This is a genomic window from Streptomyces sp. NPDC047028 (assembly GCF_040644095.1).
Lineage (GTDB): Bacteria > Actinomycetota > Actinomycetes > Streptomycetales > Streptomycetaceae > Streptomyces.
Window position 1 is genome coordinate 41,574 of sequence record NZ_JBEYVS010000017.1, and the last position, 26,192, is coordinate 67,765.

Sequence of the window (26,192 nt, forward strand, 5' to 3'; positions counted from 1 at the left end):
CGCCTCAATGCGGTCCGCCACGGCAAGGGAGAGTACGCGCCACACGGCGCGCTCTGTGGTGGCGCCGGGCAAATGGGATCAAACGATCTACCACCATACGCACCCACCACCCCTGAAGGCAAACCGAGCCCGGACCGACTCCCATGCCCCCAGGTCAGGCCCCTGATCGCCGCCGGCCGCTCCGGGTGATCCGCTCACACGGGGACCCCTGCCGCCGGTGCCGGCTCCCGCTGGGCGAGCTGCGGGGCCGGGTCCTCGTGCGCCGAGGACGAGGGCTCGGCCGACGGCTGCTCCGTGGGCGGCGGGGGCGGCGGGCTGGACGCCGGGGGCGGGGGCGGCGCGGACGTCACCGGCGGCGTCGGCGGGACCTTCGTCGGCGCCGGCTGCCCCGGCCCCTCGGACTTCACCGGCCCCGCCGGGGTCGCCGAGGCGCTGCCCGACCCGGACGGCGTGGGGGACGCCGAGGGCGACTCGCCGGGCTTGGCCTTCTTCCCGTGCCCGTGCTTGCCGTCGGCCTCCGCCCCGCCGTTCCCACCGCCCACGGCACCCGCCGGACCGCCGCCGGTCACCTCACCGCCGCGCTGCCCCGCCGAATGCGAGGGCCGCGCCGGACCGGCGTCGTCACCCACGCTCACGCAGCCGGCGGCAGCGGCGACGGTGAGCACCGTGACGGCCAGGCGGACGGGTACGGTCAAGGGGCGCACGGTGGCCACCTCCGAAGACGGGAAGGGGAGTCAGCCTCCCCAACTCCCGTCGCCCGCAAGAGGACACGCCCCACGTTCGAATCGCGCCACCCGCGCGGGGCCGGCACTCACCCGATATCCGGGACTCACCCGATATCCGGGACTCACCCGATACCCGGGACTCACCCGTAGCCGAGCGCGTGCAGCCGTGCGTCGTCGATGCCGAAGTGGTGGGCGACTTCGTGGACGACGGTGACCTCCGTCTCGGCGACCACGTCCTCGCGGCTCGCGCAGAACCTGAGCGTCGGCCCCCGGTAGATGGTGATCCGGTCCGGCAGCACCCCCGCGTACCACTCCCCGCGCTCGGTCAGCGGCGTCCCCTCGTACAACCCGAGCAGCTCGGGATCGTCGGCGGGCGGTTCGTCCTCGACGAACACCGCGACGTTGTCCATCAGCCGTGACAGTTCCGGCGGGATCCGGTCCAGCGCCTCGGCGACCAGTTCCTCGAACTCCTCGCGCGTCATCTCCAGCACAGGCTCATTGTCCGTTACGCGCGCCGCATAGCCACCATGGGACTTGGGCATACGGGACCAATGGTCCGCGTATCCGCCCCCGCCCAGCGCAGCCTGCCCGCCCGGACCCTCGACCTCGTACGCCGCCCCCTCGCCCGCACACGCCGCACCCTGAACCGCGCGCGCCGCACTCGCGAACCCTCACCGGCTCGGCCCGGCCTCCCCACCCTCCCGGAACTCGAACTCGCCGGCGCCCGCCCCAGCCCCTGGCTCCGCGCCCTCGGCCTCACCGCCGTCGTCGTCGCCGGCGCCTGGCTGGGCCTGCTGATCGTCGGCAACGTACGGGCCCAGGTCGGCCCGATGAACACCACGATGGCGCTACGACCCTCCCTCACCGGCGGCACGAAGATCAACGTCTCCCCGCTCGGCGCACTCACCCTGGACACTCACGTCGCCCCCGTCCGGCTCGACGTCAACGTCGACCAGCTCGACCCCGAACGCGCCCAGGCCCTCGTCGACCACCCCGAACGCATCTCCGGCCTCCAGGACGAGGTCACCCACGACGTCGAACACGGCACCCTCGACCTCGCCGTGCGCTCCGGCGTCGCCGTGATCAGCGGCGCCATGGCCCTCGGCCTCGCCGTCTACCGCCGCCCCCGCCGCGCGCTGGCCGCCGGCGGCCTCGCCTTCACCCTGCTCGCGGCCTCCGGCGCCACGGCATACGCCACCTGGAACCCCGAATCGGTCCTGGAACCCAAGTTCTCCGGACTGCTCACCTCGGCACCGTCCCTGGTCGGCAACGCGCGCAACATCGTCACGGAATTCGACGTCTACCAGAAGGAATTGGCGCGCCTGGTGACGAACGTGACCAAGCTGTACGACGTCACGTCCACGCTCCCCGCCTACCAGCCGGACCCGTCCACCGTCCGCGTCCTGCACGTCTCCGACATCCACCTCAACCCGGCGAGCTGGAAGATCATCGCCTCGCTGGTGGAGCAGTACAAGGTGGACGTGGTCGTCGACTCCGGCGACACGATGGATCACGGTACGGCGGCCGAGAACGGCTTCCTCGACCCCATCGCCGACCTGGGCGCCCCCTACGTCTGGGTGCGGGGCAACCACGACTCCCTGACCACCCAGCGCCGTCTCCAGCACATGAAGAACGTGCACGTCCTGGACGACGGCCGGGCCGAGACCATCGCCGGCCTGCGCTTCGCCGGCATCGGCGACCCGCAGTTCACCCCCGACCGCTCCGTCCAGCCCGGCGGCGACGCGGCCGAGCGACTCGCGGGCGACCGGCTCGCCACGGCCCTGCGCTCCCAGCGCGCCGCGGGCACCCCGGTGGACGTGGCGATCGCACACGAACCCTCGGCCGCACGGGAGACCGACGGCACGGTCCCCCTCGTCCTCGCCGGACACCTGCACCGCGAAAGCACCGAGGTCATGAAGTACGGCACCAGGCTGCGCGTCGAGGGTTCCACGGGCGGGAGCGGGCTGCGGGCCGTCGACGACAAGTACCCCGACCCCATCGAGGCGTCGATCCTCTACTTCGACCGGGACACCCGCCGGCTCCAGGCCTGGGACGCGATCAAGCTCGGCGGCCTCGGCCTCACGACGGCCGAGGTCAGCCGCCACCTCCCGGAGGAGAACCAGCCCGGCGCCACCCCGGCCCCGAGCACGCCCTCGTCCCCCTCCCGCCCGCCCTCACCATCCTCCCGGCGCTCCCCTTAAACCGTTTTGGCGATACTCCCCGCCATCCCATATGCTTCTCACGTCCCCGACGCGCTGCGAAGCGCGCAGGCGGGCCGATAGCCCTCATCGTCTAGCGGCCTAGGACGCCGCCCTTTCAAGGCGGTAGCACGGGTTCGAATCCCGTTGGGGGCACGCACCACCATGTGCGACACTGTCGTACGAAAGCTTGGTCCTGTGGAGCAGTTTGGAGTGCTCGCCACCCTGTCAAGGTGGAGGCCGCGGGTTCAAATCCCGTCAGGACCGCTGAGGTTTCACGTGAAACCTCACGGCTGGGTAGCTCAGTTGGTACGAGCGATCGCCTGAAAAGCGATAGGTCGCCGGTTCGACCCCGGCCCCAGCCACAACCCGAAGGCCCCGTTCAGCAGAGCGGGGCCTTCGTCGTATGCACGGTGTATGCCTTGCTGTATGCGCGGTGTGTGCCGCGCTCGCGCGGGCGAGTGGCGGGCCGGCGGAGCAAATCGTTCGCCAGGGATTTCGGTGAGGTGAGATCCTGGGTCCCGTATGTCTACGCATCCCGCCTCTGACCTGGGCGCCCTCGCTTCCCGTCTGGCCGAGTTGTCGTTGCGCGATGCGCACCGGCTCGGGCGGCGGCTCGAGGGTGCGCGCAAGATCCGTAAGCCGGAGGCCCGCGCCGCCGTCCTCGCCGAGATCGAGGCGGAGGTCGGCAAGGCCGAGGCCCGGATGGCCGAGCGGCGAGGCCGCGTGCCCGCCGTCTCGTATCCCGAGCAGCTGCCGGTCAGCCAGAAGAAGGACGACATCGCGGCGGCCATCCGGGATCACCAGGTGGTCATCGTCGCAGGTGAGACCGGGTCCGGTAAGACCACGCAGATCCCGAAGATCTGTATGGAGCTGGGCCGGGGTGTGCGCGGGATGATCGGGCACACCCAGCCCCGGCGGATCGCCGCCCGTACCGTCGCCGAGCGGGTGGCCGAGGAGCTGGACACTCCGCTCGGCGCGGCCGTCGGCTGGAAGGTGCGGTTCACCGACCAGGTGAACCCGGACGGCACGTTCATCAAGCTGATGACGGACGGCATCCTGCTCGCCGAGATCCAGACGGACCGCGAGCTGCGCGCCTACGACACGATCATCATCGACGAGGCCCACGAGCGGTCCCTCAACATCGACTTCCTGCTCGGGTACCTGGCGCAGTTGCTGCCGCGCCGGCCGGACCTGAAGGTCGTCATCACGTCGGCGACCATCGACCCGGAGCGGTTCTCCCGGCACTTCGGGGACGCGCCGATCATCGAGGTCAGCGGTCGGACCTATCCGGTGGAGGTGCGGTACCGGCCGCTGCTGGAGGAGGCTTCCGGGGACGGCGCGGACGCCGACCGGGACCAGATCACGGCGATCACGGACGCCGTCGAGGAGCTGATGGGCGAGGGGAAGGGTGACGTCCTCGTCTTCCTCTCCGGGGAGCGGGAGATCCGGGACACCGCCGACGCGCTGATCAAGAAGCAGTACAAGTTCACGGAAGTGCTGCCGCTGTACGCGCGGCTGTCGCACGCCGAGCAGCACCGGGTGTTCCAGCCGCACACCGGGCGCAGGATCGTGCTGGCGACGAATGTGGCCGAGACGTCGTTGACCGTGCCCGGCATCAAGTACGTCATCGACCCGGGCTTCGCCCGTATCTCCCGCTACAGCCACCGCACGAAGGTGCAGCGGCTGCCGATCGAGCCGGTCTCGCAGGCCAGCGCCAACCAGCGCAAGGGCCGCTGCGGGCGCACCAGCGACGGCATCTGCATCCGGCTCTACAGCGAGGTCGACTTCGAGGCGCGGCCGGAGTTCACCGACGCCGAGATCCTGCGGACGAACCTGGCGTCGGTCATCCTGCAGATGACCGCGGCCGGCCTCGGTGACATCGAGAAGTTCCCGTTCATCGACCCGCCGGACCACCGCAACATCCGTGACGGCGTGCAGCTGCTGCAGGAGCTGGGCGCGCTGGACCCGGCGCAGAAGGACGCGCGCAAGCGGCTCACGGAGACCGGCCGGAAGCTGGCCCAGCTGCCGGTGGACCCGCGGCTGGCCCGGATGGTGCTGGAGGCCGACAAGAACGGCTGCGTCCGCGAGGTCATGGTGATCGCGGCCGCGCTGTCCATCCAGGACCCGCGGGAGCGTCCGGCGGAGAAGCAGGCGCAGGCCGACCAGCAGCACGCCCGGTTCAAGGACGAGACCAGCGACTTCCTGGCCTATCTGAATCTGTGGCGGTACGTCCGTGAGCAGCAGAAGGAGCGGGGCTCCAGTTCGTTCCGGCGGATGTGCAAGCAGGAGTACCTGAACTTCCTGCGCATCCGTGAGTGGCAGGACATCTACTCGCAGCTGCGTACGGTCGCCAAGCAGATGGGCATCCACCTCGACGAGAACGACGCCCCCGGCGACCGTATCCACGTCTCGCTCCTCGCCGGTCTCCTCTCCCACATCGGGATGAAGGACGTGAAGGACGGCAACAAGAACGAGTACCTGGGGGCGCGGAACGCGAAGTTCGCGGTGTTCCCGGGTTCGGCGCTGTTCCGCAAGCAGCCGCGGTTCGTGATGTCGGCGGAGCTGGTGGAGACCTCGCGGCTGTGGGCGCGGGTCAACGCGAAGATCGAGCCGGAGTGGGTCGAGCCGCTGGCCGGGCATCTGCTGAAGCGGACGTACAGCGAGCCGCACTGGGAGAAGGACCAGGCTGCTGTGATGGCGTACGAGAAGGTGACGCTGTACGGCGTCCCGATCGTCGCCCAGCGGAAGGTGAACTACGGGCGGATCGATCCGGAGGCCAGCCGGGAGCTGTTCATCCGGAACGCGCTGGTGGAGGGCGACTGGCGTACGCACCACAAGTTCTTCGCGGACAACCGGAAGCTGCTCAGCGAGGTCGAGGAGCTGGAGCACCGGGCGCGGCGCCGGGACATCGTCGTGGACGACGAGACGCTGTTCGACTTCTACGAGCAGCGGGTGCCGGAGCATGTGGTGTCCGGGGCGCACTTCGACTCGTGGTGGAAGCGGAAGCGGCAGGAGCAGCCGGACTTCCTGGACTTCGAGCGGGAGATGCTGATCCGGGAGTCGGCGGAGGCGGTCACCAAGGCCGACTATCCGGACTCGTGGCGGCAGGGGCCGCTGAAGTTCCGGGTGACGTACCAGTTCGAGCCGGGGGCGGACGCGGACGGTGTGACCGTGCACGTGCCGCTTCAGGTGCTGAACCAGGTCACCGACGAGGGCTTCGACTGGCAGATCCCGGGGCTGCGTGCGGAGTTGGTGACGGAGCTGATCCGTTCGCTGCCCAAGCCGATCCGCCGCAACTACGTGCCGGCGCCGAACTTCGCGCGGCGGTTCCTGGACGTGGCTGAGCCGCTGCGGGAGCCGCTGACCGTGGCGATGGCGCGGGAGCTGAAGCGGATGGTGGGGGTGCCGTTCGAGGCGGAGGACTTCGACCGGTCGAAGGTGCCGGACCATCTGCGGATCACGTTCCGGATCGTCGACGAGCGGCGTCGCAAGCTCGCGGAGGACAAGGACCTCGAAGCGCTGAAGCTGCGGCTGAAGCCGAAGGCGCGCCAGGCGCTGTCGCAGGCCGCGGCGGCGACGGCGTCCCGTGAGGGCGGGCCGTCGCTGGAGCGGAAGGGGCTCACGGACTGGACGATCGGCACGCTGGCCCGGGTCTTCGAGACGCGTCGCGCGGGGCAGCCGGTGAAGGCGTATCCGGCGCTGGTGGACGACGGGGACACGGTGTCCGTGCGGCTGTTCGACACGGAGGCCGAGCAGGCCGAGGCGATGTGGAAGGGCACGCGGCGGCTGATCCTGCGGAACATTCCGGTGAACCCGGGGAAGTTCGCGAGCGATCGCCTGACGAACGCGCAGAAGCTGGCGCTGTCCGCGAACCCGCACGGTTCGGTGCAGGCCCTCTTCGACGACTGTGCGATGGCGGCGGCGGACAAGCTGATCGGTGATTTCGGCGGGCCGGTGTGGGACGAGGAGTCCTACCGGAAGCTGTACGACAAGGTGCGCGCGGAGATCGTCGACACGACGGTCCGGGCGGTCGGGCAGGTGCAGCAGGTGCTGGCCGCCTGGCAGGCCTGTGAGCGGCGCCTGAAGGCCGTGAGCAGCCCTGTGCTGCTGGCGAACCTGACGGATGTGCGCAGGCAGCTGGACGCCTTGGTGAAGCCCGGTTTCGTGACGTGGGCGGGGATACGGCGGCTGCCGGACCTGATGCGCTATCTGGTGGCCGCCGACCGGCGTCTGCAGCAGATGCCGACGGGTGTGCAGCGGGACACCACGCGCATGGAGAAGGTCCACGAGATGCAGGACGAGTACGCGTGGCTGCTGGAGCAGTTGCCGCGGGGGCTGCCCGTGCCGTCCGCCGTGCTGGACATCCGCTGGATGCTGGAGGAGTTGCGCGTCAGCTATTTCGCGCACGCGCTGGGGACGGCGTACCCGGTGTCCGACAAGCGGATCGTGAAGGCGATCGACGCGGCCGTTCCGTAGCGGAGGGTCTACAGAGGGTGAGTTCGACCGGCGGGCTCACCCTCCTGTACAGTCTCTTCTCGCAGCGCAATGCAGCAATAAGCGCCGCAAACCTGGTCCTGTGGAGCAGTTTGGAGTGCTCGCCACCCTGTCAAGGTGGAGGCCGCGGGTTCAAATCCCGTCAGGACCGCATCGATGAGTGAGGCCCGCGTTCAGCTAGAGCGCGGGCCTCACTCGTGTTCCGGAATGGTCGCCCCCGCCCCTACCCTTACCCGTCCTCCAGGGGTTGCGCCCCTTCACCCCCCTCGGGGCCCCGCCCCGAACCCCGCCCCTCCGGGGACCGCGCCTCGACCACCGCCCGTCGGGGCCCCGCCTCGAACACCGCCCTGTCGGGGGACCCGCCCCTTCGGGGCCCCGCCTCGAACGCCGGCCGTCAGGGCCCGCCTCAGGGGATCCCGCCCCAAACCCCGTCCCTTCGGGGACCGCGCCCCGAACCCCGCCCCTTCGGGGGACCCGACCCGTCGGGACCCCGCCCCGAATCTCGCCCCTTCGGGACCCCCTCCCGGTCGGGGACGCCGCCCGAACCCTGCCCGTCCGAGCCCCCTCCCGGTCGGGGACGCCGCCTCGAAAGCTGACCGTTGGGGATCCCGCCCCCTTCGGCAACCCCGTTCCTTCGGGGACCCCCTCCTCGAACACCGCCCTGTCGGGGGACCCGCCCCTTCGGGATCCCGCCCCTTCGGGATCCCGCCCCTTCGGGATCCCGCCCCTTCGGGGGTGCCGTCCCTTCGGGGACTCCGCAGGCAGCGCTTTCGGCCCCTGAATATGGCCGAGGCCGTTCGGGAGGCGGGCGGGTCAATCGGCGGCGGCGCGGGTGGGGTTGACGGGGTCACATTCCGTCGGTACTCAGGGAGCAGGGCCTGTTGGGGTGCGGGGCTGCTGGAGGTGGCGTATGGCGGCATCGGTCAGGCACGAGACGCGGGCGCTGCTCCGGGCCCATCTGTCGGCCGCCTCGGCCTACCGGCATCTCACCCGCCACTGCCCGATCTGTCACCGCCTCCTGCGCCTCGCGATGGATTCCGTCCCGCCGGCCGCGCAGGGCCGGGACGAGGGCGAGAAAGCCCCTGCCGTCTGACCACCGTCCGACCTTTGGTTCACTGTTCAACTGCATGGTGTACGTGGCAGAGTGGAATGGAGGGTTCCGCTTATTGCCGGGGATGGTGTGACGGGAGTCACCGTATGAGTTTTTAAAACGGCGGTACTTACCCCCTCCCTACAACTGGTCAATTTAATATGTGCAATTGCACCACTCCCCCAGACTCCGACAAGCCCGCTCACGGAGCCATCACCCCACCCCCGACCAGCGCACAAAAAAGATCGCGCCGGACCCGGAGGTCCAGCGCGATCTACGACGCACCCTGTGTCGCTCGCCTGAAAGTTCTGTTCGGCTTGGGCGTGGGCCCTGTTGGGGCAGGTCCCGCGTCGCTCTGAGCTAAGGGCCGGACAGGTGGGCCGGTTGGGGGAACTGGCCGTATTGCCCGGTTATTGAGTTGTTCAGGCCTCGCTGCGCTGCTGCGGGATGCCCGCCAGCAGTGCGCGCACCTCGGCCTCGCGGTAGCGGCGGTGCCCGCCGAGCGTACGAATGGACGTGAGCTTGCCGGCCTTCGCCCACCGCGTGACCGTCTTCGGGTCCACGCGGAACATGGTGGCGACCTCAGCCGGGGTCAGCAGCGGCTCGGCATCAGGGGTGCGAGCGGTCATGAGCGGCCTCCTCGGAGAACCGACGTTCTCGGTTCTTTCCTCTAAATTCTGCACCTTGACCCGCGTTGCCCGAAATGGCGGACGCGAGTCGAGTCGGTTATAGGACGAACGGCTTGTCCTCGGCACTACAACTACACCATCTGTCCAGCCGCGTCGGCCAAACCGATGGAATTGCCCTCCCAGGTGTTCATCAGCGACGGATGCCGATGGACCATGCCATAGCGGACAGTCACGCCACTGTGACGATCAGTCACAGGGCGATCAGGAGGCACCAGACCCCCCAGAGTGGAGCAATACGTAGATTCCACCCATGAAGCAGCATAGTTGGGCGGACGGAGCCTTCCCCGGGCTCCTTGTCCTATTTTGGCATGAGGGGTGGCAAGTAGGGCAACCCTCTTGTAAGTGCCGTCCATCACCCTTGAGACAAAAGCCCGGATCGGGGCCAACGTCCCGTCAGGTGTCCTAAGTGCCGTTGACCGTACGCTGTTCGAGGGCATTTCGACCGTGATCCACGTCACTCGGGCCGCTACGAACTGATCCGCCGGACAGGCCCTAGTTCGCCGAGCGCAGCTCCCGTACCGCCCGCCACCGCTCCACCAGCCGGGCGTAGGCCTCGCCGGCCGCCGCTCCGTCGCCCCGGCGCAGCGCCTCGACGCCCTCGGCGACGTCCGCCGCCGAGTGGTCGCCCTCCAACTCCCCCGCGGGGACGACGTGGACGAGCCCGCCGTAGTCCAGCTCCACCAGGGAGCGCGGGTGGAACTCCTCCAGCCAGCGGCCGACGTCCACCAGGCCGTCGATCAGCGGCCCTTCCTCGATGCTGTCCCGAAGCGTGCGCAGGGCCCGGGCCACCCGCCGCCGGGCCTGCACCATCGGCGTGCGGTAGCGCAGCAGCGGCGGCACCTCGGCGGTGCCCTTCTCGTACCGCCGCTCCTCGTCGGAGACCAGGACGAACCAGTTCAGCGGCACCTGCCAGGTGGCGGTGCGGATCCAGGGCCGGGCGTCGGGGTTGCGGGCCAGCCAGCGTTCGTAGTCCTGGGCTGCCTGCAGGCGCACCAGCGGCGGCAGCACCGCGTCCAGGACCGGCGGCGGCAGCTCCCCGGAGAGGCCGTCCAGCGCCTGCCAGCCGCGCAGCCGGGTCCGCCAGGGGCAGACGCAGACGACGCCGTCGACCTCCAGCACGAAGGCGTCCGCGCTCTCGTGCACCGGCACGGGGACGGGCGGGGTGGGCAGCAGGTCGGCCAGGGAGCGGCGCAGTTCGTCCTGGTAGGAGGGCCGGTCGGGGCGGCGCGCGTAGCGGGTCCAGTGGGCGCGCTCCGGCTCGGGGAACGCGCCGAGCGGCTCGTACACGCGCAGATACGCGGCGTAGGGGACCACCACGGAGGACACCTTGGGCACGCCTGCTCCCTCCCCTTCGGACCCGCCTCGAAACCCGCACCGGACCCGGGTCGGCCCCGGACATCGCTCGAACCTGTTCGGCACTGGAACCCACAGCAAAACCACTGCAAATCGTCCCACGGTCATACGTGCGTACACGGCTCGGGAGAGTGATCCTGAACACTGCGCGGATGGCGGCCGGGCGGAGGCTCTACGCTCATGCCACAGCTCCCCGCCACCCGTACGGGGACCGCACCCCACTCGCCGCTATTTACTCAGGAGTCACCACAGTGACCGACGTAACCGGCGCGCCTGCTGATGTCCTGCACACCCTGTTCCACTCGGACCAGGGCGGCCATGAGCAGGTCGTGCTCTGCCAGGACCGCGCCAGCGGCCTCAAGGCCGTGATCGCCCTCCACTCCACCGCGCTGGGCCCCGCCCTCGGCGGTACCCGCTTCTACCCGTACGCGACCGAGGCGGAGGCCGTCGCCGACGCCCTCAACCTCGCGCGCGGCATGTCGTACAAGAACGCCATGGCCGGTCTGGACCACGGCGGCGGCAAGGCCGTCATCATCGGCGACCCCGAGCGCGACAAGAGCGAGGAGCTGCTCCTCGCCTACGGCCGCATGGTCGCCTCGCTCGGCGGGCGCTACGTCACCGCGTGCGACGTCGGCACCTATGTCGCCGACATGGACGTCGTGGCCCGTGAGTGCCGCTGGACCACCGGCCGCTCCCCCGAGAACGGCGGGGCCGGCGACTCCTCGGTGCTCACCTCCTTCGGCGTCTACCAGGGCATGCGCGCCTCCGCGCAGCACCTGTGGGGCGACCCGTCGCTGCGCGACCGCAAGGTGGGCGTGGCCGGCGTCGGCAAGGTCGGTCACCACCTGGTGAAGCACCTGCTGGACGAGGGCGCCGAGGTGGTCGTCACGGACGTGCGCGAGGACGCCGTACAGCGGCTCCTGAACCAGTACCCGGGGCGGGTCACGGCGGTCGCCGACACCGAGGCGCTGATCCGCGTGGAGGGGCTCGACATCTACGCCCCCTGCGCGCTGGGCGGCGCCCTGAACGACGACTCCGTGCCCGTGCTCACCGCGAAGGTGGTGTGCGGCGCCGCCAACAACCAGCTGGCCCACCCGGGTGTGGAGAAGGACCTCGCCGACCGCGGGATCCTCTACGCGCCGGACTACGTGGTGAACGCCGGCGGGGTCATCCAGGTGGCCGACGAGCTGCACGGGTTCGACTTCGAGCGGTGCAAGGCGAAGGCGGCGAAGATCTTCGACACCACGCTCGCGATCTTCGCACGTGCGAAGGACGACGGGATTCCGCCGGCCGCGGCGGCCGACCGGATCGCCGAGCAGCGCATGGCGGAGGCGCGCGGGGCGCACTGACCCCGGACCCCGCCGCCGACCACCCCACAGCGGCGCCATAGCGGCGTTGCGGCCGGCCTGCGACCGTGATCAGGCACCCTCCCGGGGTGTCCGATCACTCACGTGTCGTACACATGAGCGGTACCCGTCGGCGGGAACTTCGAGAGAACTCTCACTTCCCCCGGCGGGTCGTGCTCCGACAAGTGGTTAAAATCGCCACTGACCAGCGAGGACAGGGCACCTCGAAGGTCCTGTGCACACGCGCGTGGTGCGGGCGACGTACCGTATGGGCGCGGGCTCAGGTACCGTGGAAGCCCTACGGACCGGCCTCTCCCCTGAGGGTCCGTTCCGGATCATGAACGCGTGTCAGACTCTGGGGCCGTCGAGCCCCGTCACCGAGGGGGTCGAGCCATGGGGCGCGGCCGGGCCAAGGCCAAGCAGACGAAGGTCGCCCGCCAGCTGAAGTACAACAGCGGTGGGACTGACCTGTCACGTCTGGCCAATGAACTGGGCGCATCGACTTCGAACCAGCCGCCGAACGGCGAGCCGTTCGAGGACGACGAGGACGATGACGAGGACGACCTGTACTCCCGTTACGCCGACCTCTATGAGGACGACGACGAGGACGAGGACGAGGGCCCCTCACAACACCGTCGCGGCGCTTGACCTTGTACTGAGCTTTCATCCGGTCGGTGGCACAGCCACCGGCCGGCTTCTGTGCTGTCCGCGGACAAGCGGCGCCGTCCGGGGACCGGCGGCCGGGCCGGCTGGACCAGCCGGCCCGCGCGGTGCGCCCGGGCCGGCGGCCCCGGATCAGCGGGCGTAGTCCCCGACCAGTTCCGCACCGGTCGTCTTCTCGCCGCGCTCGGTGATCTCGCCGGCCACCCATGCCTCGACACCCCGGTCCGCGAGGGTCGCGAGCGCCACGTCGGCGGACTCCTGCGGGACGATCGCCATCATGCCGACGCCCATGTTGAGGGTCTTCTCCAGCTCCAGGCGCTCGACCTCACCGGTCCTGCCGACGAGGCCGAAGATCGCGCCCGGGGTCCAGGTGGCCCGGTCGACGGTGGCGTGCAGCCCGTCCGGGACGACCCGGGCCAGGTTGGCCGCGAGCCCGCCGCCGGTGATGTGGCTGAACGCGTGCACCTCGGCGGTGCGGGTCAGCGCCAGGCAGTCCAGCGAGTAGATCTTGGTGGGCTCCAGCAGCTCCTCACCGAGGCTGCGGCCCAACTCCGCGATCTCCGCGTCCAGGGCGAGCCCGGCACGGTCCAGCAGGACGTGGCGGACCAGGGAGTACCCGTTCGAGTGAAGCCCGGACGACGCCATGGCGATCACCGCGTCACCCGTACGGATACGATCCGCGCCGAGCAGCCGGTCGGCCTCCACGACGCCCGTGCCGGCGCCGGCGACGTCGAAGTCGTCCGGGCCGAGCAGCCCGGGGTGCTCGGCCGTCTCGCCGCCCACGAGGGCGCAGCCGGCCAGCACACAGCCCTCCGCGATGCCCTTGACGATCGCGGCGACCCGCTCGGGGTGGACCTTGCCGACGCAGATGTAGTCGGTCATGAACAGCGGTTCGGCGCCGCACACCACGATGTCGTCCATGACCATGGCGACCAGGTCGTGGCCGATGGTGTCGTAGACGCCCATGCGGCGGGCGACGTCGACCTTCGTGCCGACGCCGTCGGTGGCGGAGGCGAGCAGCGGGCGCTCGAAGCGCTTGAGGGCGGAGGCGTCGAAGAGTCCGGCGAAGCCGCCGAGGCCGCCGAGGACCTCGGGCCGCTGGGTCTTCTTCACCCACTCCTTCATCAGTTCCACGGCGCGGTCGCCCGCTTCGATGTCGACGCCCGCCGCTGCGTAGCTGGCACCAGTTGTCTCAGACATGACTGTGAGAGCTTTCGTGTCGTACTGCAGGGGTGTTACGGGCGGCGGATCGCGTCGGCGGCGGCCGTCGCGGCCGGGCCGGCGGCCAGCTCCGTCTCCAGGAGCTGCTTGCCGAGCAGTTCGGGGTCCGGCAGCTCCATCGGGTACTCGCCGTCGAAGCAGGCGCGGCACAGGTTCGGCTTGGCGATGGTGGTCGCCTCGATCATGCCGTCGATGGAGATGTAGGACAGCGAGTCGGCGCCGAGGCTGGTGCCGATCTCGTCGATGCTCATACCGTTGGCGATCAGCTCGGCGCGCGTGGCGAAGTCGATGCCGAAGAAGCAGGGCCACTTCACGGGCGGCGAGGAGATCCGGATGTGGACCTCGGCGGCGCCGGCCTCGCGGAGCATGCGGACCAGGGCGCGCTGGGTGTTGCCGCGCACGATCGAGTCGTCGACGACGACCAGGCGCTTGCCCTTGATGACTTCCTTCAGCGGGTTCAGCTTCAGGCGGATGCCCAGCTGGCGGATCGTCTGCGAGGGCTGGATGAACGTACGGCCGACGTAGGCGTTCTTCACCAGGCCGTTACCGAAGGGGATGCCGGAGGCCTCCGCGTAACCGATGGCGGCCGGGGTTCCGGACTCCGGGGTCGCTATCACCAGGTCGGCCTCGACCGGGGCCTCCTTGGCGAGGCGGCGGCCCATCTCCACCCGGGAGAGGTACACGTTCCGGCCGGCGATGTCGGTGTCCGGACGGGCCAGGTACACGTACTCGAAGACACAGCCCTTGGGCTTCGCTTCCGCGAACCGGGAGCTGCGCAGACCGTTCTCGTCGATGGCGACGAACTCGCCCGGCTCGATCTCCCGCACGAAGCTCGCGCCGCAGATGTCCAGGGCGGCGGACTCGGAGGCGACGACCCAGCCGCGCTCCAGGCGGCCGAGGACCAGCGGGCGGATGCCCTGCGGGTCGCGGCCGGCGTACAGGGTGTGCTCGTCCATGAAGACGAGGCTGAAGGCGCCCTTGACCTGCGGGAGGACCGCGTGGGCGGCCTCCTCGATGGTCAGCGGCTTGCCGTCCTCGTCGACCTGGGCGGCGAGCAGCGCCGTCAGCAGGTCGGTGTCGTTGGTGGCCGCGACGCGCGGCGAGCGGCCTTCCTGCTTGGGCAGGTCGGCGACCATCTCCGCGAGCTGCGCGGTGTTGACCAGGTTGCCGTTGTGGCCGAGCGCGATCGAGCCGTGCGCGGTGGCGCGGAACGTCGGCTGGGCGTTCTCCCACACGGAGGCTCCGGTGGTCGAGTAGCGGGCGTGACCGACCGCGATATGACCCTGGAGCGAACCGAGCGAGGTCTCGTCGAAGACCTGGGAGACGAGGCCCATGTCCTTGAAGACGAGGATCTGGGAGCCGTTGCTGACCGCGATTCCCGCGGATTCCTGACCCCGGTGCTGGAGGGCGTAGAGCCCGAAGTACGTGAGCTTTGCGACCTCTTCTCCGGGAGCCCAGACACCGAAGACGCCGCAAGCGTCCTGGGGGCCCTTTTCGCCGGGAAGCAGATCGTGATTGAGTCGACCGTCACCACGTGGCACGCCACCGAGTGTAGGCGAGGTCGACCACTGGTCCGAATTCGGGAGCGCGGGGGCGGCCGTACCGGCCGGTGTGGATCAGCTTGGCGCTTTTCGGGTTTCCGCAGTTCAGCGCGGCGCCTGCCGGAAGGGCCGGCTCATGGGGCGCCTGTCGCACGGGGTCCGGCGACCGATTTCCGTGAGGTGTCGCACATCATCCGGAGCCGGCGCGGCTGAGGTCTACGCGCTCTGCGTGACGGTCGTGGCCGGTGCTCAGGGTGAGGCCGGAGTGGTCGGTCCGGGCGGTGAACGTCCCTCCCCCGAGCACTCCGCCGAGGACCCGTTCGAAGGCCGTACGGGCCTCGTCGCACGCCATCTTGGTGGTCCGCAGCTGACCGAAGCGGACGCGGTCGCCGTCCACGGTGGCGGTGGCGCTGAACCGGTTGCAGCCGAGGTTGCCGCTCGCGCGGCCGTCGGCGTCGATACGGAGGCGGGGGTGGGCGGCGGGGGGCGCCCGGTGGGTCGTACCGCCGGCGGTGACGCTGTCGACGGTCCAGTCCACGCCGGTCACCGGCTGCCCGGGGACGGCCGAGCCGCTGCCGCCGCCCGCGGCCTGGCCGGCGCAGGCCGCCGCGAGGGGGACGAGGAGGACCACGAGGGCCGGGGCGATGTGCTGCTTGTGCCGGTTCATGGGGATTCGACGCGGGAGCGGTACGACCGGTTCCACCTAGGTCCGGGGTCAGGACATGACCGGCAGCAGCCCCCCGAGGTCGGCCCGCTCCCCGCTCGCGCTGACGGCCGCGTCCGCGACCGCGTCCCTCCAGGCCAGCCGGCCGGTGGCCAGCCGCACCCAGGTCAGCGGGTCGGTCTCCACGACGTTGGGCGGAGTGCCCCGGGTGTGCCGGGGCCCCTCGACGCACTGCACGACGGCGTACGGAGGCACCCGCACCTCGGTGGAGCCGCCGGGCGCCTTCACCGCGAGCGCGTCGGCGAGCAGCCGAGTGGCGGCGGCGAGGGCGTGCCGGTCGTACGGGACCTCCAGGCCCGGGACGGCGGCGGCCAGGTCGTCGCTGTGGACGACGAGTTCGACGGTCCGGGTGACCAGGTAGTCGTCGAGGAGGAGCGCCCCGGCATTGGTCCGCAGGATGCGGGTGCCGGGGTGTTCGGCGAGCAGGTCGCGCAGGGTGGCGTCGATGTCCGCGAGGTAGGCGTCGAGGTCGGGGTGGTCCGCGGCGAGCCCGCGGGTGAACTCGTCGATGGCCGAGGAGCTGGCCGCCGTGGCGAAGGGCCAGTCCAGGAGGACGGCGTCCTGCTTGGGCGGCTCGGGCAGGGCGAGCGAGCGGTGGACGGCGGTGAGCGCCATCCCGATGTGCGCGACGAGGTCCCGTACGGTCCACTCACCGAGCCGGGTGGGCAGCGCGAACTGCTCGGGACTCAGCCCGCGCACGGCCTCGCGCACGTGCCCGAACTGGGCGAACACGGCGGTACGGGTGCGGGCGGGGTCGTAGGACCGGGCGCGTTTCCTGGCCGGGGGCATGGGGCGAGCCTAGGGCCTGCGCCGGCCGGAGCGGGCAAGGGGCGAGCCTATGCCCTGACGGCGTAGTCCTTGAGTCCGTTCTCGACCAACGCGAAGGCGTGCCGGGCGCGTTCGGCGGCGTCGGCGGCGACCTGGTCGGCGGTCTCGCCCTCGGCGGTGCGGCGGTGGTGCTCCTCGATCAGGGCGTTGCGTGCGGCGCTGAGGGTGGCGGCGGCGATGGTGGCCGTCATCATGTCGCCGGTCTCGGCGGCCAGCAGGTCGGCGAGTTCACGGGTGCCCTTCTGGGCGGCGAGGAAGGCACGCTCCATCAGCACGGGGGTGCGCAGCACCAGTTCGCGTACCTGGCGGGTGGACGCCTCGGGGTTGAGGCCGACGGAGGGGTCCCGCTCCTCGACCATCTCCAGGAACTGGCGGCGTACGGCGTCCACGGCGGACTCGCCGGGCCGACGGTCGCGGACGGCGCGGGCGGTGTCGGAGAAGTGCTCCTCCATGGGCCGGAAGATCAGGTCCTCTTTCGTCCCGAAGTAGTTGAAGACGGTCATCTTCGAGACCTCGGCGGCGTCGGCGATCTCCTGCACGGAGACGTCGTCGAAGCCACGCTCGGCGAACAGTTCGACCGCGGCCCGGTAGATCCGCCGGGCCGTCTGCTGCTTCTTCCGCTCGCGCAGCCCCATCGTCGTCGCCTCAGCCATGACCTCACCTTACCAAGACGAACTTTAGGCCCGGGCGAAACTTAATCGTGGATGAAAGATTGACTCAGTACATGTTCTCAGGGCAGAGTAGGGGCCATGACCGAAACCCAGCGCAAACTCGGCTCGCTCGTGTGCCTGATCACGATCGTGCTGGCCGTCCTGGACATGCAGATCGTGTCCGCGGCGACCGTGCCGATCGTCCGCGACCTCGATCCCGACCACGGCATCGCCCGGATCCCCTGGCTGGTCAGCGCGTTCGCCCTCGCGTCGGCGGCGATGCTCCCGCTGTACGGCAGGCTCTGCGACGTCGTCGGCGCCAAGCGGGTGTTCCTCGGCGCCCTCGGGACCTTCCTCGCGGGCTCGGCGCTTTGCGGCGCGGCCCAGTCGATCGGCTGGCTGATCGCGTCCCGGGCCGTGCAGGGGATCGGCGCGGGCGGGCTGATGAGCGTGACGATGGTCGTCATCGCCCAGCTGAAGGGGCCGGGCGAGAAGAAGAACAAGGGCGCCGGCGCCGGCGGGGTCGTCGCGGGCGGCGGCATGGCGGTCGGCCCGTGGCTCGGCGGTTTCCTCGCCGACCACGCGAGCTGGCGCTGGGCCTTCTACGTCAACCTGCCGCTCGGCATCGCGGCGCTCGCGACGGCCGTGGTCGTCCTGCGCCTGCCCCACGACACCCGCGGCCGCACCATCGACTTCACCGGCGCGGGCCTGGCCGCCGCCTTCTCCGCCACGCTGCTGCTGATCACCGAGTGGGGCGGCAAGCAGTACGCGTGGACGTCAGCGCCGATAGCCGTCCTGGCCGTGTTCGCCGCGGGCACCCTCGCGCTGTTCCTGCGCCGGCAGCGGACGGCTGCCGAACCGATCCTCCCGCCCGCCCTGTTCCGCGTCCCCGAGCTGCGGCTGGGCTTCGCGATCCAGGCCCTGATCGGCGCGGCCATGACCGGTGCCATGTACTACGTCCTGGTCTACCTCCAGGTCGCCCGGGGCGTCAGCAGCTCCTCCGCCGGCATGTTCCTGCTGCCCATGGCCCTCGGCATCACCGCCGTCGGCATCGTCACCGGCCGGCTCGGCGAACGCGGCTGGTCCGAGCGGACGTTCGTGATCAGCGGCGCGGTCGTCACCCTGGCGGCGTTCCTGCTCCTCTCCACCACCGGCGCGGACACCTCCCTGTGGCAACTGCGCGGCACGCTGCTCCTCTTCGGCATCGGCTTCGGCCAACTCCTCGGCCAGCTGATCCAGTTGGTGCAGCAGTCGGCGCCCCCGGCCCAGCTCGGCGTCGCCACCACCGCCATCCGCTTCTTCCAGACCCTCGGCACGGCCCTCGGCGTCGCCCTCTTCGGCACCCTCCTCAACCGCCTCTACGACGGCCCCGGCACCATCGGCGCCCTCGCCTCCCTCCACGGCGCGGCCCGGACAGCCGGCGTCCACGCCTACGTGTCCGCCATGGACACGGTGTTCCTGTGCGGCGCGGGCCTGATGCTCCTGTGCCTGACCCTGGCACTGCGCCTCCCGAAGCCCACCCCCACGCCGATCCCCGCAGGGTTCCGGCTGAGCGGCCAGGACGCCTGAAGTGATCACCGGCCTGAAGACAGTGTCCGGCTGCGCCGCGAGCGACTACCGGCCTGGAAGGCGAGGTGACCCGCGAACCGACCCACGTCGGCACGGGGGCGACAGGGGTGCCTGGGATGGCCGGTCACCCCGATCCGGGCCCGAGATGCAATAGATGTACATCTGCTACATTCATGGCATGAGTGAACCGGTGATCGAATCCATGGCCGAGGTACGGGGTCACCTAGCCGACGTCATCGACCGCGCTCGCCGAGAAGAGACCCCGACGATCATCACCCGGCGCGGCAAGCAGGAAGCCGTCGTGATCGATATCCAGGAATACCAGCGCCTGCGCAGGATCGCCGAAGACGCGGAAGAGGCCTGGCTCAACCGACTGGCGGACGAAGCCGAGTCCGAGGGGACGGAAGGGTCGGTCTCCCTCGAGGAGATGGCCGCGCTGCTCCGTGCCCAGCAGGACTGAGCCATGGGGTTCGCCACTCGCTTCACACCCCGCGCTCAGCGGGACCTGCTCAAGATCCCCCGCCCGGACGCCCTGCGCATCCTCTACCGCCTGGCCGAACTCCAGAAGGCGATGGACGAGAGCGACACAACGGCGTTCGACGTCAAGGCCCTCCAGGGGCACAGCGCACGTTGGCGGCTCAGGGTCGGCGACTACCGCGTCGTCTACACCGTGGAGGACGGCCAACTCATCGTGTGGGTTCTTGCTGTCGGCCATCGCCGCGATGTCTACCGCCAGGTTCCCTAGACCCAGCACACGCGAGGCCCCGCCCGTCACGCGGAGGACGGGCGGGGCCTGGCTGTAGTACGGGCGGAACCTACGCCAGCAGGGCCGGGATCGTCGACTCGTGGGCCTCGCGGAGGTCGGGCAGGGGGAGGGTGAACTCGCCCTGGATCTCGACCGCGTCGCCGTCGACCACGCCGATGCGGGTGGCCGGGAGGCCGCGGGCGCCGCACATGTCGTTGAAGCGGACCTCCTCCGAGCGCGGGACCGCGACGATCGCGCGGCCGGCGGACTCGGAGAGCAGGAAGGTGAACGCGTCCAGGCCGTCGGGTACGACGAGACGCGCGCCCTTGCCGCCCAGCAGGGCGGACTCCACGACCGCCTGGACGAGGCCGCCGTCGGACAGGTCGTGAGCCGAGTCGACCATACCGTCGCGGGAGGCGGAGATCAGGATCTCGGCCAGCAGGCGCTCGCGCTCCAGGTCCACCTTCGGGGGCAGGCCGCCGAGGTGGTCGTGGACGACCTGGGACCAGGCCGAGCCGCCGAACTCCTCGCGGGTGTCGCCGAGGAGGTAGATCAGCTGGCCCTCCTCCTGGAAGGCGACCGGGGTGCGGCGGGCCACGTCGTCGATCACGCCGAGGACGGCCACCACGGGGGTGGGGTGGATCGCCGCCTCGCCCGTCTGGTTGTAGAGCGAGACATTGCCGCCGGTGACCGGGGTGCCGAGCTGCCGGCAGCCGTCGGCGAGACCGCGGACGGCCTCCGCGAACTGCCACATCACCGCCGGGTCCTCGGGCGAGCCGAAGTTCAGGCAGTCGGAGACGGCGAGCGGCTTGGCGCCGGTGGTCGCCACGTTCCGGTACGCCTCGGCCAGGGCCAACTGGGCACCGGTGTACGGGTCCAGCTTGGCGTAGCGGCCGTTGCCGTCCGTCGCGAGGGCGACACCGAGGCCGGTCTCCTCGTCGACGCGGATCATGCCCGAGTCCTCGGGCATCGCGAGGACGGTGTTGCCCTGCACGAAGTGGTCGTACTGCTGCGTGATCCACTTCTTGGACGCCTGGTTGGGGGAGGCGACCAGCTTCAGCACCTGGGCCTTGAGTTCCTCGGGCGTCGACGGCCGGGGCAGCTTGTTCGCGTCGTCCGCCTGGAGGGCGTCCTGCCAGTCGGGGCGGGCGTACGGGCGCTCGTAGACCGGGCCCTCGTGCGCCACCGTGCGCGGGTCGACGTCGACGATCTTGCCGCCGTGCCAGTAGATCTCCAGGCGGTCGCCGTCGGTCACCTCACCGATGACGGTGGCGATGACGTCCCACTTGGCGCAGATCTCCAGGAAACGGTCGACCTTCGCCGGCTCGACCACCGCGCACATGCGCTCCTGCGACTCGCTCATGAGGATTTCCTCGGGCGAGAGCGTCGAGTCACGCAGTGGTACGTCGTCGAGCGTCACGCGCATGCCGCCCGAGCCGTTCGACGCCAGCTCGCTCGTCGCGCAGGACAGGCCCGCCGCGCCGAGGTCCTGGATGCCGACGACCAGCTTCTCGGCGAACGCCTCCAGGGTGCACTCGATGAGCAGCTTCTCCTGGAAGGGGTCGCCGACCTGGACGGCGGGGCGCTTGGACGGCTTGGCGTCGTCGAAGGTCTCGGAGGCCAGGATGGAGGCTCCGCCGATGCCGTCGCCGCCGGTCCGGGCACCGTAGAGGATGACCTTGTTCCCGGCGCCGGACGCCTTCGCGAGGTGGATGTCCTCGTGCCGCATCACGCCGATGGCACCGGCGTTGACCAGCGGGTTGCCCTGGTAGCAGGCGTCGAAGACGACCTCGCCGCCGATGTTGGGCAGGCCCAGGCAGTTGCCGTAGCCGCCGATGCCGGCGACGACGCCGGGGAGCACCCGCTTGGTGTCGGGGTGGTCCGCCGCACCGAAGCGCAGGGGGTCGACGACGGCGACCGGGCGGGCGCCCATCGCGATGATGTCGCGGACGATGCCGCCGACACCCGTGGCCGCGCCCTGGTAGGGCTCGACGTACGACGGGTGGTTGTGCGACTCGACCTTGAAGGTCACGGCGTACCCGTGGCCGACGTCGACCACACCGGCGTTCTCTCCGATGCCGACGAGCATCGCGTCGTTCTCCGGGGCCTTCTCGCCGAACTGGCGGAGGTGGACCTTGGAGGACTTGTACGAGCAGTGCTCGGACCACATGACCGAGTACATGGCCAGCTCCGCGCCCGTGGGGCGGCGGCCCAGGATCTCCACGACCCGCTCGTACTCGTCCTTCTTCAGGCCGAGTTCGGCCCAGGGCAGCTCGACGTCGGGGGTCGCGGCCGCGTGCTCGACCGTGTCCAGAGGCGTCCGGCTCATGCGTTGACCAGCTTCTTGAGGATCGAGGTGAAGAACGGCAGCCCGTCGGTACGGCCCGTACCGATCAGCGGCTCGGTGGCGTGCTCCGGGTGCGGCATGAGGCCGACGACGTTCCCGGCCTCGTTGGTGATGCCGGCGATGTCACGGAGGGAGCCGTTGGGGTTGACGTCCAGGTAGCGGAAGGCGACGCAGCCCTCCGCCTCCAGCTTGTCGAGCGTGTAGTCGTCGGCGACGTACCGGCCGTCCATGTTCTTCAGCGGGATGTGGATCTCCTGGCCGACGCGGTAGTCGCCGGTCCAGGCGGTCTCCGCGTTCTCCACCCGCAGCTTCTGGTCGCGGCAGACGAAGTGGAGGTGGTCGTTGCCGAGCATCGCGCCCGGGAGGAGGTGGGCCTCGGTGAGGACCTGGAAGCCGTTGCAGATACCGAGGACCGGCAGGCCGGCCTTCGCCTGCTCGATAACCGTCCCCATCACCGGCGAGAAGCGGGAGATGGCGCCGGCCCGCAGATAGTCGCCGTAGGAGAAACCGCCGGGCAGCACCACGGCGTCGACCTGCTTGAGGTCCTTGTCCTTGTGCCACAGGGCGACCGGTTCGGCCCCCGCGAGGCGGATCGCGCGCTGGGTGTCCCGGTCGTCCAGGCTCCCCGGAAAAGTGACGACGCCAATACGAGCGGTCACTTTGCGGCCTCCGCGACTTCGGCGGACTCCTCCACCTTGACGGTGAAGTCCTCGATCACGGTGTTGGCGAGGAAGGATTCCGCGAGATCATGGATGCGGGCGAGCGCGGCCTCGTCGACCGGCCCGTCAACTTCCAGTTCGAATCGCTTTCCCTGACGGACGTCCGAGATCCCGTCGAAACCCAGGCGCGGCAGCGCACGCTGGACCGCCTGGCCCTGGGGGTCGAGGATCTCCGGCTTGAGCATGACGTCGACTACGACGCGTGCCACTGGCACTCCCGGTGTGTGGTGCTGAGCAGGTTCCTTCAGACTACCCGCACAAAATTTCTACGCGAGTAGAGTTGGAGGAAACTACGTGACGGCTGTCACGATCGGGTGACAGCCGGGTGGTCCCACGAAAAAATCTGGGAAAGTTCCCACGATCCCCCCACGGCAGCTATTGCCTTGGGACACACCGACGGATTTAGTCGGGCTTCACTTTGCATTGCCGGGCACTGTACAAATGAATTGGCAATAGCCGATACTCGGCACGTCATCGCCGATGAGCTGTATCGACGTGCCGCACGAAGGGACCGATATTCGTGGCGCAAAAGGTCGTGGTCACGCTCTTTGACGACATCGACGGCTCGGAAGCGGCGGAAACGATCGCCTTCGGACTCGACGGCAAGTCGTACGAGATCGACCTGAACGAGGGCAACGCAAAGAAACTGCGCAAGGCGCTCGCGCCCTACGTGGACGCCGGCCGCAAGCGCTCGCGCTCCGGCAAGGCGTACAAGCAGACGGAGGTCGCCCCCGACCCGGCGGCCGTCCGCGCCTGGGCCCAGGCGAACAAGATGGACGTGCCGACGCGCGGCCGCATCCCGAAGAAGGTGTACGAGGCGTTCAGCGCCGCCCAGTGAAGCCCGCGAGGGGCAGTTCTCAGGGCCCGTCAGCGGGCCCTGAGAGCCGCTGACTTGGCCGGGTGCGCCGAGGCGTTCGGCCAGGACGCACCGGCGAGGGGCCCCGCGCGGCGGGTCGGCGCGCGGCGTCGGCGGAACCGACTTGCGCAACCCCCCCGCTGATCAGCTAGTGTCTGGGACACGCCGAGGGGCGAGGCCGAATGGCCGGATCCCGAGGACGGCGTGCGGGTGTAGTTCAGTAGTAGAACATCCCCCTTCCAGGGGGAAGGCGCAGTGTGCAATTCCTGTCACCCGCTCTGGCACCGCCGGTCCGAACCACTCTTGTGGATCAGGTAGGCTGGTGCCCGCACCGATCGGTGGGAGCCGGTCGGGAGCAGTGCGGACGTAGCTCAGTTGGTAGAGCGCAACCTTGCCAAGGTTGAGGTCGCGAGTTCGAGCCTCGTCGTCCGCTCGGGATGAAACCCCGGTCCAGTGGGCCGGGGTTTTTTCGTTCTCCCCGCTTCTGACATTTGTCATGCCCGTCGATGACACCCCGCACTGCCGTTCCGCCCCTCCCGGCGGAACGCTGGGGACATGGACACCGACGAACACGAGCACGTGATCGAGGTCACCGGCCTCCGGCGTGTGTACGGGGGCGGGTTCGAGGCCGTGCGCGGAATCACCTTCTCCGTCGCCCGGGGAGAGGTCTTCGCGCTGCTGGGCACCAACGGCGCCGGCAAGACGTCGACCGTCGAACTGCTGGAGGGGCTCGCCGCACCGGCCGCGGGCCGGATCCGGATCCTCGGCCACGACCCCTACCGCGAACGGCACGCCGTACGCCCCCGCACCGGAGTGATGCTCCAGGAGGGCGGCTTCCCCACCGAACTGACCGTCGCCGAGACCGCCCGGCTGTGGGCGGGCTGCACCACCGCCCCCCGCCCCGAACGGGAGGTCCTGGAGCTGGTCGGGCTCGGGGACAAGTGGGGGGTGCGGGTCAAGCAGCTCTCCGGCGGCGAACGGCGCCGCCTCGACCTGGCGCTGGCCCTGCTGAACGACCCCGAGGTGCTGTTCCTGGACGAGCCGACGACCGGGCTCGACGCCGAAGGGCGCCGGGACACCTGGGAGTTGGTGCGGGCGCTGCGCGACACGGGCACGACCGTGCTGCTCACCACGCACTACCTGGAGGAGGCGGAGGGTCTCGCCGACCGGCTCGCAATCCTGCACGCCGGCCGTATCGCCGCCGCCGGCACCCCGGACGAGGTCACCGCGGGCCGGCCGTCCCGGATCTCCTTCGAGCTGCCGGACGGATACCTGCTCGGAGACCTGCCCCCGCTCGCCGGCCTCGGCGTCTGCGGGCACGAGGTCGAGGGGAACGTCGTACGACTGCGCACCCGGGAACTCCAGCGGTCCGCCACCGCCGTGCTGACCTGGGCCGAACGGGCGGGGGTCGAGCTGCGCGGGCTGGACGTCCGCTCGGCGTCCCTGGAGGAGGCGTTCCTCCAGATCGCGGGCGGGATCACCGGCGGGGGCACCGGCGGAATCAGCGGCGCAATCACCGGTGAGAAGGAGGAGGCTGCGTGAGCGGGACCGGGACCGAAGTGGGGGCACAGCGCGTGAACGGGACGGGAACGGACGCGGGTGGCCGCCTCCGGAGCGGGGTCGCCTGGCGGCCCGTCGCACGGCGCTTGCGGGCGCTCGGGCGGGCCGAACTGGCCCTGCTGGGGCGCAATCGCGGCGCCGTCGTCACCGCGCTGCTCGTGCCGCTCGTACTGCCGTTCAGCGTGCGGCCGGCCATCGACCAGATGGACGTCGAGAAGCAGGGACTCTCCGTCGGCACGGTCATGCTGACCGCGTCCATCGGCTTCTCCTTCCTCTTCGCCGTCTACACCACCCTCGTCGGCGCCTACGTCGCCCGCCGCGAGGAACTCGTCCTGAAGCGCCTGCGCACCGGCGAACTCTCCGACGCCGAGATCCTCACCGGTACGGCCCTGCCCGCGGTCGGCGTCGGCCTCGCCCAGGCCCTCCTGCTGTCGGCCGGCTGCGCGGTACTGCTGCACACCGGCGCGCCCCGTGCGGCGTACCTGATCGTGCCCGGGGTACTCGCCGGGCTGGTGGTGAGCGCCGCGCTGGCCGCGCTCACCGCGTCCTTCACCCGGACCGCCGAGAGCGCCCAGGTCACGGCGCTGCCCCTGGTGTTCGTGTCGATGCTGGGCTCCGGCATGGCGGTCCCGACCGAGCTCCTGCCGGACAAGCTCGCCCGGGTCTGCGACCTGCTGCCGCTGTCCCCGGCCATCCGGCTGGTCCGCGGCGGCTGGAGCGGACAGCTGAGCGGGCACGAGATCCTGGTCGCCCTGGTGACCGCACTGGCCTGGACCGTCCTGTCGGTGTTGGCTGTACGGCGGTGGTTCCGGTGGGAGGCACGCCGGTGAGGTACGCCGGCGTGACGTACTCGGACGTGACGTATGCCGAT

The 26,192-nt window shown here is 70.3% G+C and carries 23 protein-coding genes and 6 tRNA genes; 17 read left to right on the forward strand and 12 right to left on the reverse strand.

What is annotated here, in order from left to right; genetic code table 11:
- Positions 1-194 precede the first annotated feature (194 nt).
- Together ABZ854_RS17060 and ABZ854_RS17065 are read right to left on the reverse strand one after the other, a co-directional pair.
- On the reverse strand, positions 195-704 hold the full coding sequence (locus ABZ854_RS17060) for a hypothetical protein (RefSeq protein ID WP_361210875.1): 510 nt from the start codon (positions 702-704) through the stop codon (positions 195-197).
- Between the two features lie 161 nt (positions 705-865).
- A complete protein-coding gene (locus ABZ854_RS17065; RefSeq protein ID WP_361210878.1) occupies positions 866-1,216 on the reverse strand; it encodes a metallopeptidase family protein in 351 nt (116 codons plus the stop codon).
- Between the two features lie 60 nt (positions 1,217-1,276).
- On the opposite strand from ABZ854_RS17065, the gene ABZ854_RS17070 reads away from it, so the two are divergent.
- The 7 genes from ABZ854_RS17070 (at position 1,277) to ABZ854_RS17100 (ending at position 8,513) form a co-directional block, all read left to right on the forward strand.
- On the forward strand, positions 1,277-2,926 hold the full coding sequence (locus tag ABZ854_RS17070) for a metallophosphoesterase (RefSeq protein ID WP_361210881.1): 1,650 nt from the start codon (positions 1,277-1,279) through the stop codon (positions 2,924-2,926).
- A gap of 80 nt (positions 2,927-3,006) precedes the next feature.
- Positions 3,007-3,079 (forward strand) — tRNA-Glu (locus ABZ854_RS17075).
- A 36-nt stretch (positions 3,080-3,115) separates the two neighbouring features.
- Positions 3,116-3,190 (forward strand) — tRNA-Asp (locus tag ABZ854_RS17080).
- Between the two features lie 24 nt (positions 3,191-3,214).
- Positions 3,215-3,288, forward strand: a tRNA-Phe gene (locus ABZ854_RS17085).
- Positions 3,289-3,448: 160 nt separating this feature from the next.
- Entirely contained in the window at positions 3,449-7,402 is a 3,954-nt protein-coding gene (gene hrpA, locus ABZ854_RS17090; protein ID WP_361210883.1) for an ATP-dependent RNA helicase HrpA, read from the forward strand.
- A gap of 94 nt (positions 7,403-7,496) precedes the next feature.
- Positions 7,497-7,571 (forward strand) — tRNA-Asp (locus ABZ854_RS17095).
- 759 nt (positions 7,572-8,330) lie between these two features.
- A complete protein-coding gene (locus ABZ854_RS17100; RefSeq protein WP_361210886.1) occupies positions 8,331-8,513 on the forward strand; it encodes a DUF6274 family protein in 183 nt (60 codons plus the stop codon).
- A 419-nt stretch (positions 8,514-8,932) separates the two neighbouring features.
- On the opposite strand, the gene bldC is transcribed toward ABZ854_RS17100, so the two are convergent.
- Positions 8,933-9,139 (reverse strand): developmental transcriptional regulator BldC, encoded by a 207-nt coding sequence (gene bldC, locus ABZ854_RS17105; protein ID WP_003949541.1) that lies wholly within the window; start codon positions 9,137-9,139, stop codon positions 8,933-8,935.
- Positions 9,140-9,691: 552 nt separating this feature from the next.
- Complete coding sequence (locus ABZ854_RS17110; RefSeq protein WP_361210889.1) at positions 9,692-10,534, reverse strand: hypothetical protein; 843 nt, start codon at positions 10,532-10,534, stop codon at positions 9,692-9,694.
- Between the two features lie 269 nt (positions 10,535-10,803).
- Between ABZ854_RS17110 and ABZ854_RS17115 the strand changes: the two genes are divergently transcribed.
- Together ABZ854_RS17115 and ABZ854_RS17120 are read left to right on the forward strand one after the other, a co-directional pair.
- Complete coding sequence (locus ABZ854_RS17115) at positions 10,804-11,901, forward strand: Glu/Leu/Phe/Val dehydrogenase dimerization domain-containing protein (RefSeq protein WP_361210892.1); 1,098 nt, start codon at positions 10,804-10,806, stop codon at positions 11,899-11,901.
- Between the two features lie 390 nt (positions 11,902-12,291).
- Positions 12,292-12,546 (forward strand): DUF3073 domain-containing protein, encoded by a 255-nt coding sequence (locus tag ABZ854_RS17120; RefSeq protein ID WP_361210895.1) that lies wholly within the window; start codon positions 12,292-12,294, stop codon positions 12,544-12,546.
- A 147-nt stretch (positions 12,547-12,693) separates the two neighbouring features.
- Here ABZ854_RS17120 and purM read toward each other — a convergent pair whose 3' ends face one another.
- The 5 genes from purM to ABZ854_RS17145 form a co-directional block, all read right to left on the reverse strand.
- Positions 12,694-13,761: a phosphoribosylformylglycinamidine cyclo-ligase gene (purM, locus tag ABZ854_RS17125; protein ID WP_361210898.1), complete on the reverse strand. Its 1,068-nt coding sequence runs from the start codon at positions 13,759-13,761 to the stop codon at positions 12,694-12,696.
- Positions 13,762-13,796: 35 nt separating this feature from the next.
- Complete coding sequence (gene purF / locus ABZ854_RS17130; protein ID WP_129308206.1) at positions 13,797-15,323, reverse strand: amidophosphoribosyltransferase; 1,527 nt, start codon at positions 15,321-15,323, stop codon at positions 13,797-13,799.
- 190 nt (positions 15,324-15,513) lie between these two features.
- Positions 15,514-15,990 (reverse strand): META domain-containing protein, encoded by a 477-nt coding sequence (locus ABZ854_RS17135; RefSeq protein ID WP_361210902.1) that lies wholly within the window; start codon positions 15,988-15,990, stop codon positions 15,514-15,516.
- Positions 15,991-16,038: 48 nt separating this feature from the next.
- Positions 16,039-16,836 carry a sterol carrier family protein gene (locus ABZ854_RS17140; protein ID WP_361210905.1) on the reverse strand — a complete coding sequence of 266 codons (798 nt, stop codon included), beginning with the start codon at positions 16,834-16,836 and terminating at the stop codon, positions 16,039-16,041.
- Between the two features lie 47 nt (positions 16,837-16,883).
- A complete protein-coding gene (locus ABZ854_RS17145) occupies positions 16,884-17,528 on the reverse strand; it encodes a helix-turn-helix domain-containing protein (RefSeq protein WP_361210908.1) in 645 nt (214 codons plus the stop codon).
- Positions 17,529-17,624: 96 nt separating this feature from the next.
- Between ABZ854_RS17145 and ABZ854_RS17150 the strand changes: the two genes are divergently transcribed.
- From ABZ854_RS17150 to ABZ854_RS17160, 3 genes are all read left to right on the forward strand, one after another.
- On the forward strand, positions 17,625-19,094 hold the full coding sequence (locus ABZ854_RS17150) for an MFS transporter (protein WP_361210911.1): 1,470 nt from the start codon (positions 17,625-17,627) through the stop codon (positions 19,092-19,094).
- 178 nt (positions 19,095-19,272) lie between these two features.
- Entirely contained in the window at positions 19,273-19,554 is a 282-nt protein-coding gene (locus ABZ854_RS17155; protein WP_361210914.1) for a type II toxin-antitoxin system Phd/YefM family antitoxin, read from the forward strand.
- Positions 19,555-19,557: 3 nt separating this feature from the next.
- Positions 19,558-19,839, forward strand: a complete 282-nt coding sequence (locus ABZ854_RS17160; protein WP_361210917.1) for a type II toxin-antitoxin system RelE/ParE family toxin — start codon at positions 19,558-19,560, stop codon at positions 19,837-19,839.
- Positions 19,840-19,909: 70 nt separating this feature from the next.
- Here ABZ854_RS17160 and purL read toward each other — a convergent pair whose 3' ends face one another.
- From purL to purS, 3 genes are read right to left on the reverse strand one after another with little or no spacing between them, the layout of a single operon-like run.
- A complete protein-coding gene (purL, locus tag ABZ854_RS17165; RefSeq protein ID WP_361210921.1) occupies positions 19,910-22,168 on the reverse strand; it encodes a phosphoribosylformylglycinamidine synthase subunit PurL in 2,259 nt (752 codons plus the stop codon).
- Positions 22,165-22,845: a phosphoribosylformylglycinamidine synthase subunit PurQ gene (gene purQ, locus ABZ854_RS17170; RefSeq protein ID WP_361210924.1), complete on the reverse strand. Its 681-nt coding sequence runs from the start codon at positions 22,843-22,845 to the stop codon at positions 22,165-22,167. The genes purL and purQ overlap by 4 nt, the downstream gene beginning before the upstream one ends.
- Positions 22,842-23,114 carry a phosphoribosylformylglycinamidine synthase subunit PurS gene (purS, locus tag ABZ854_RS17175; protein WP_129308198.1) on the reverse strand — a complete coding sequence of 91 codons (273 nt, stop codon included), beginning with the start codon at positions 23,112-23,114 and terminating at the stop codon, positions 22,842-22,844. Before purS ends, purQ begins: the two co-directional genes overlap by 4 nt.
- 311 nt (positions 23,115-23,425) lie before the next feature.
- Between purS and ABZ854_RS17180 the strand changes: the two genes are divergently transcribed.
- The 5 genes from ABZ854_RS17180 to ABZ854_RS17200 all read left to right on the forward strand — a co-directional run bounded on the left by ABZ854_RS17180 (position 23,426) and on the right by ABZ854_RS17200 (position 26,151).
- A complete protein-coding gene (locus ABZ854_RS17180) occupies positions 23,426-23,743 on the forward strand; it encodes an Lsr2 family protein (RefSeq protein WP_361210928.1) in 318 nt (105 codons plus the stop codon).
- Positions 23,744-23,967: 224 nt separating this feature from the next.
- Positions 23,968-24,039: transfer RNA gene (locus ABZ854_RS17185), tRNA-Gly, on the forward strand.
- Positions 24,040-24,121: 82 nt separating this feature from the next.
- Positions 24,122-24,194: transfer RNA gene (locus ABZ854_RS17190), tRNA-Gly, on the forward strand.
- A 122-nt stretch (positions 24,195-24,316) separates the two neighbouring features.
- The gene (locus ABZ854_RS17195; protein ID WP_361210931.1) at positions 24,317-25,303 is read left to right on the forward strand and encodes an ABC transporter ATP-binding protein; all 987 of its coding nucleotides are present in this window, start codon (positions 24,317-24,319) and stop codon (positions 25,301-25,303) included.
- Between the two features lie 104 nt (positions 25,304-25,407).
- Positions 25,408-26,151, forward strand: a complete 744-nt coding sequence (locus tag ABZ854_RS17200) for an ABC transporter permease (protein WP_361211162.1) — start codon at positions 25,408-25,410, stop codon at positions 26,149-26,151.
- Positions 26,152-26,192 lie beyond the last annotated feature (41 nt).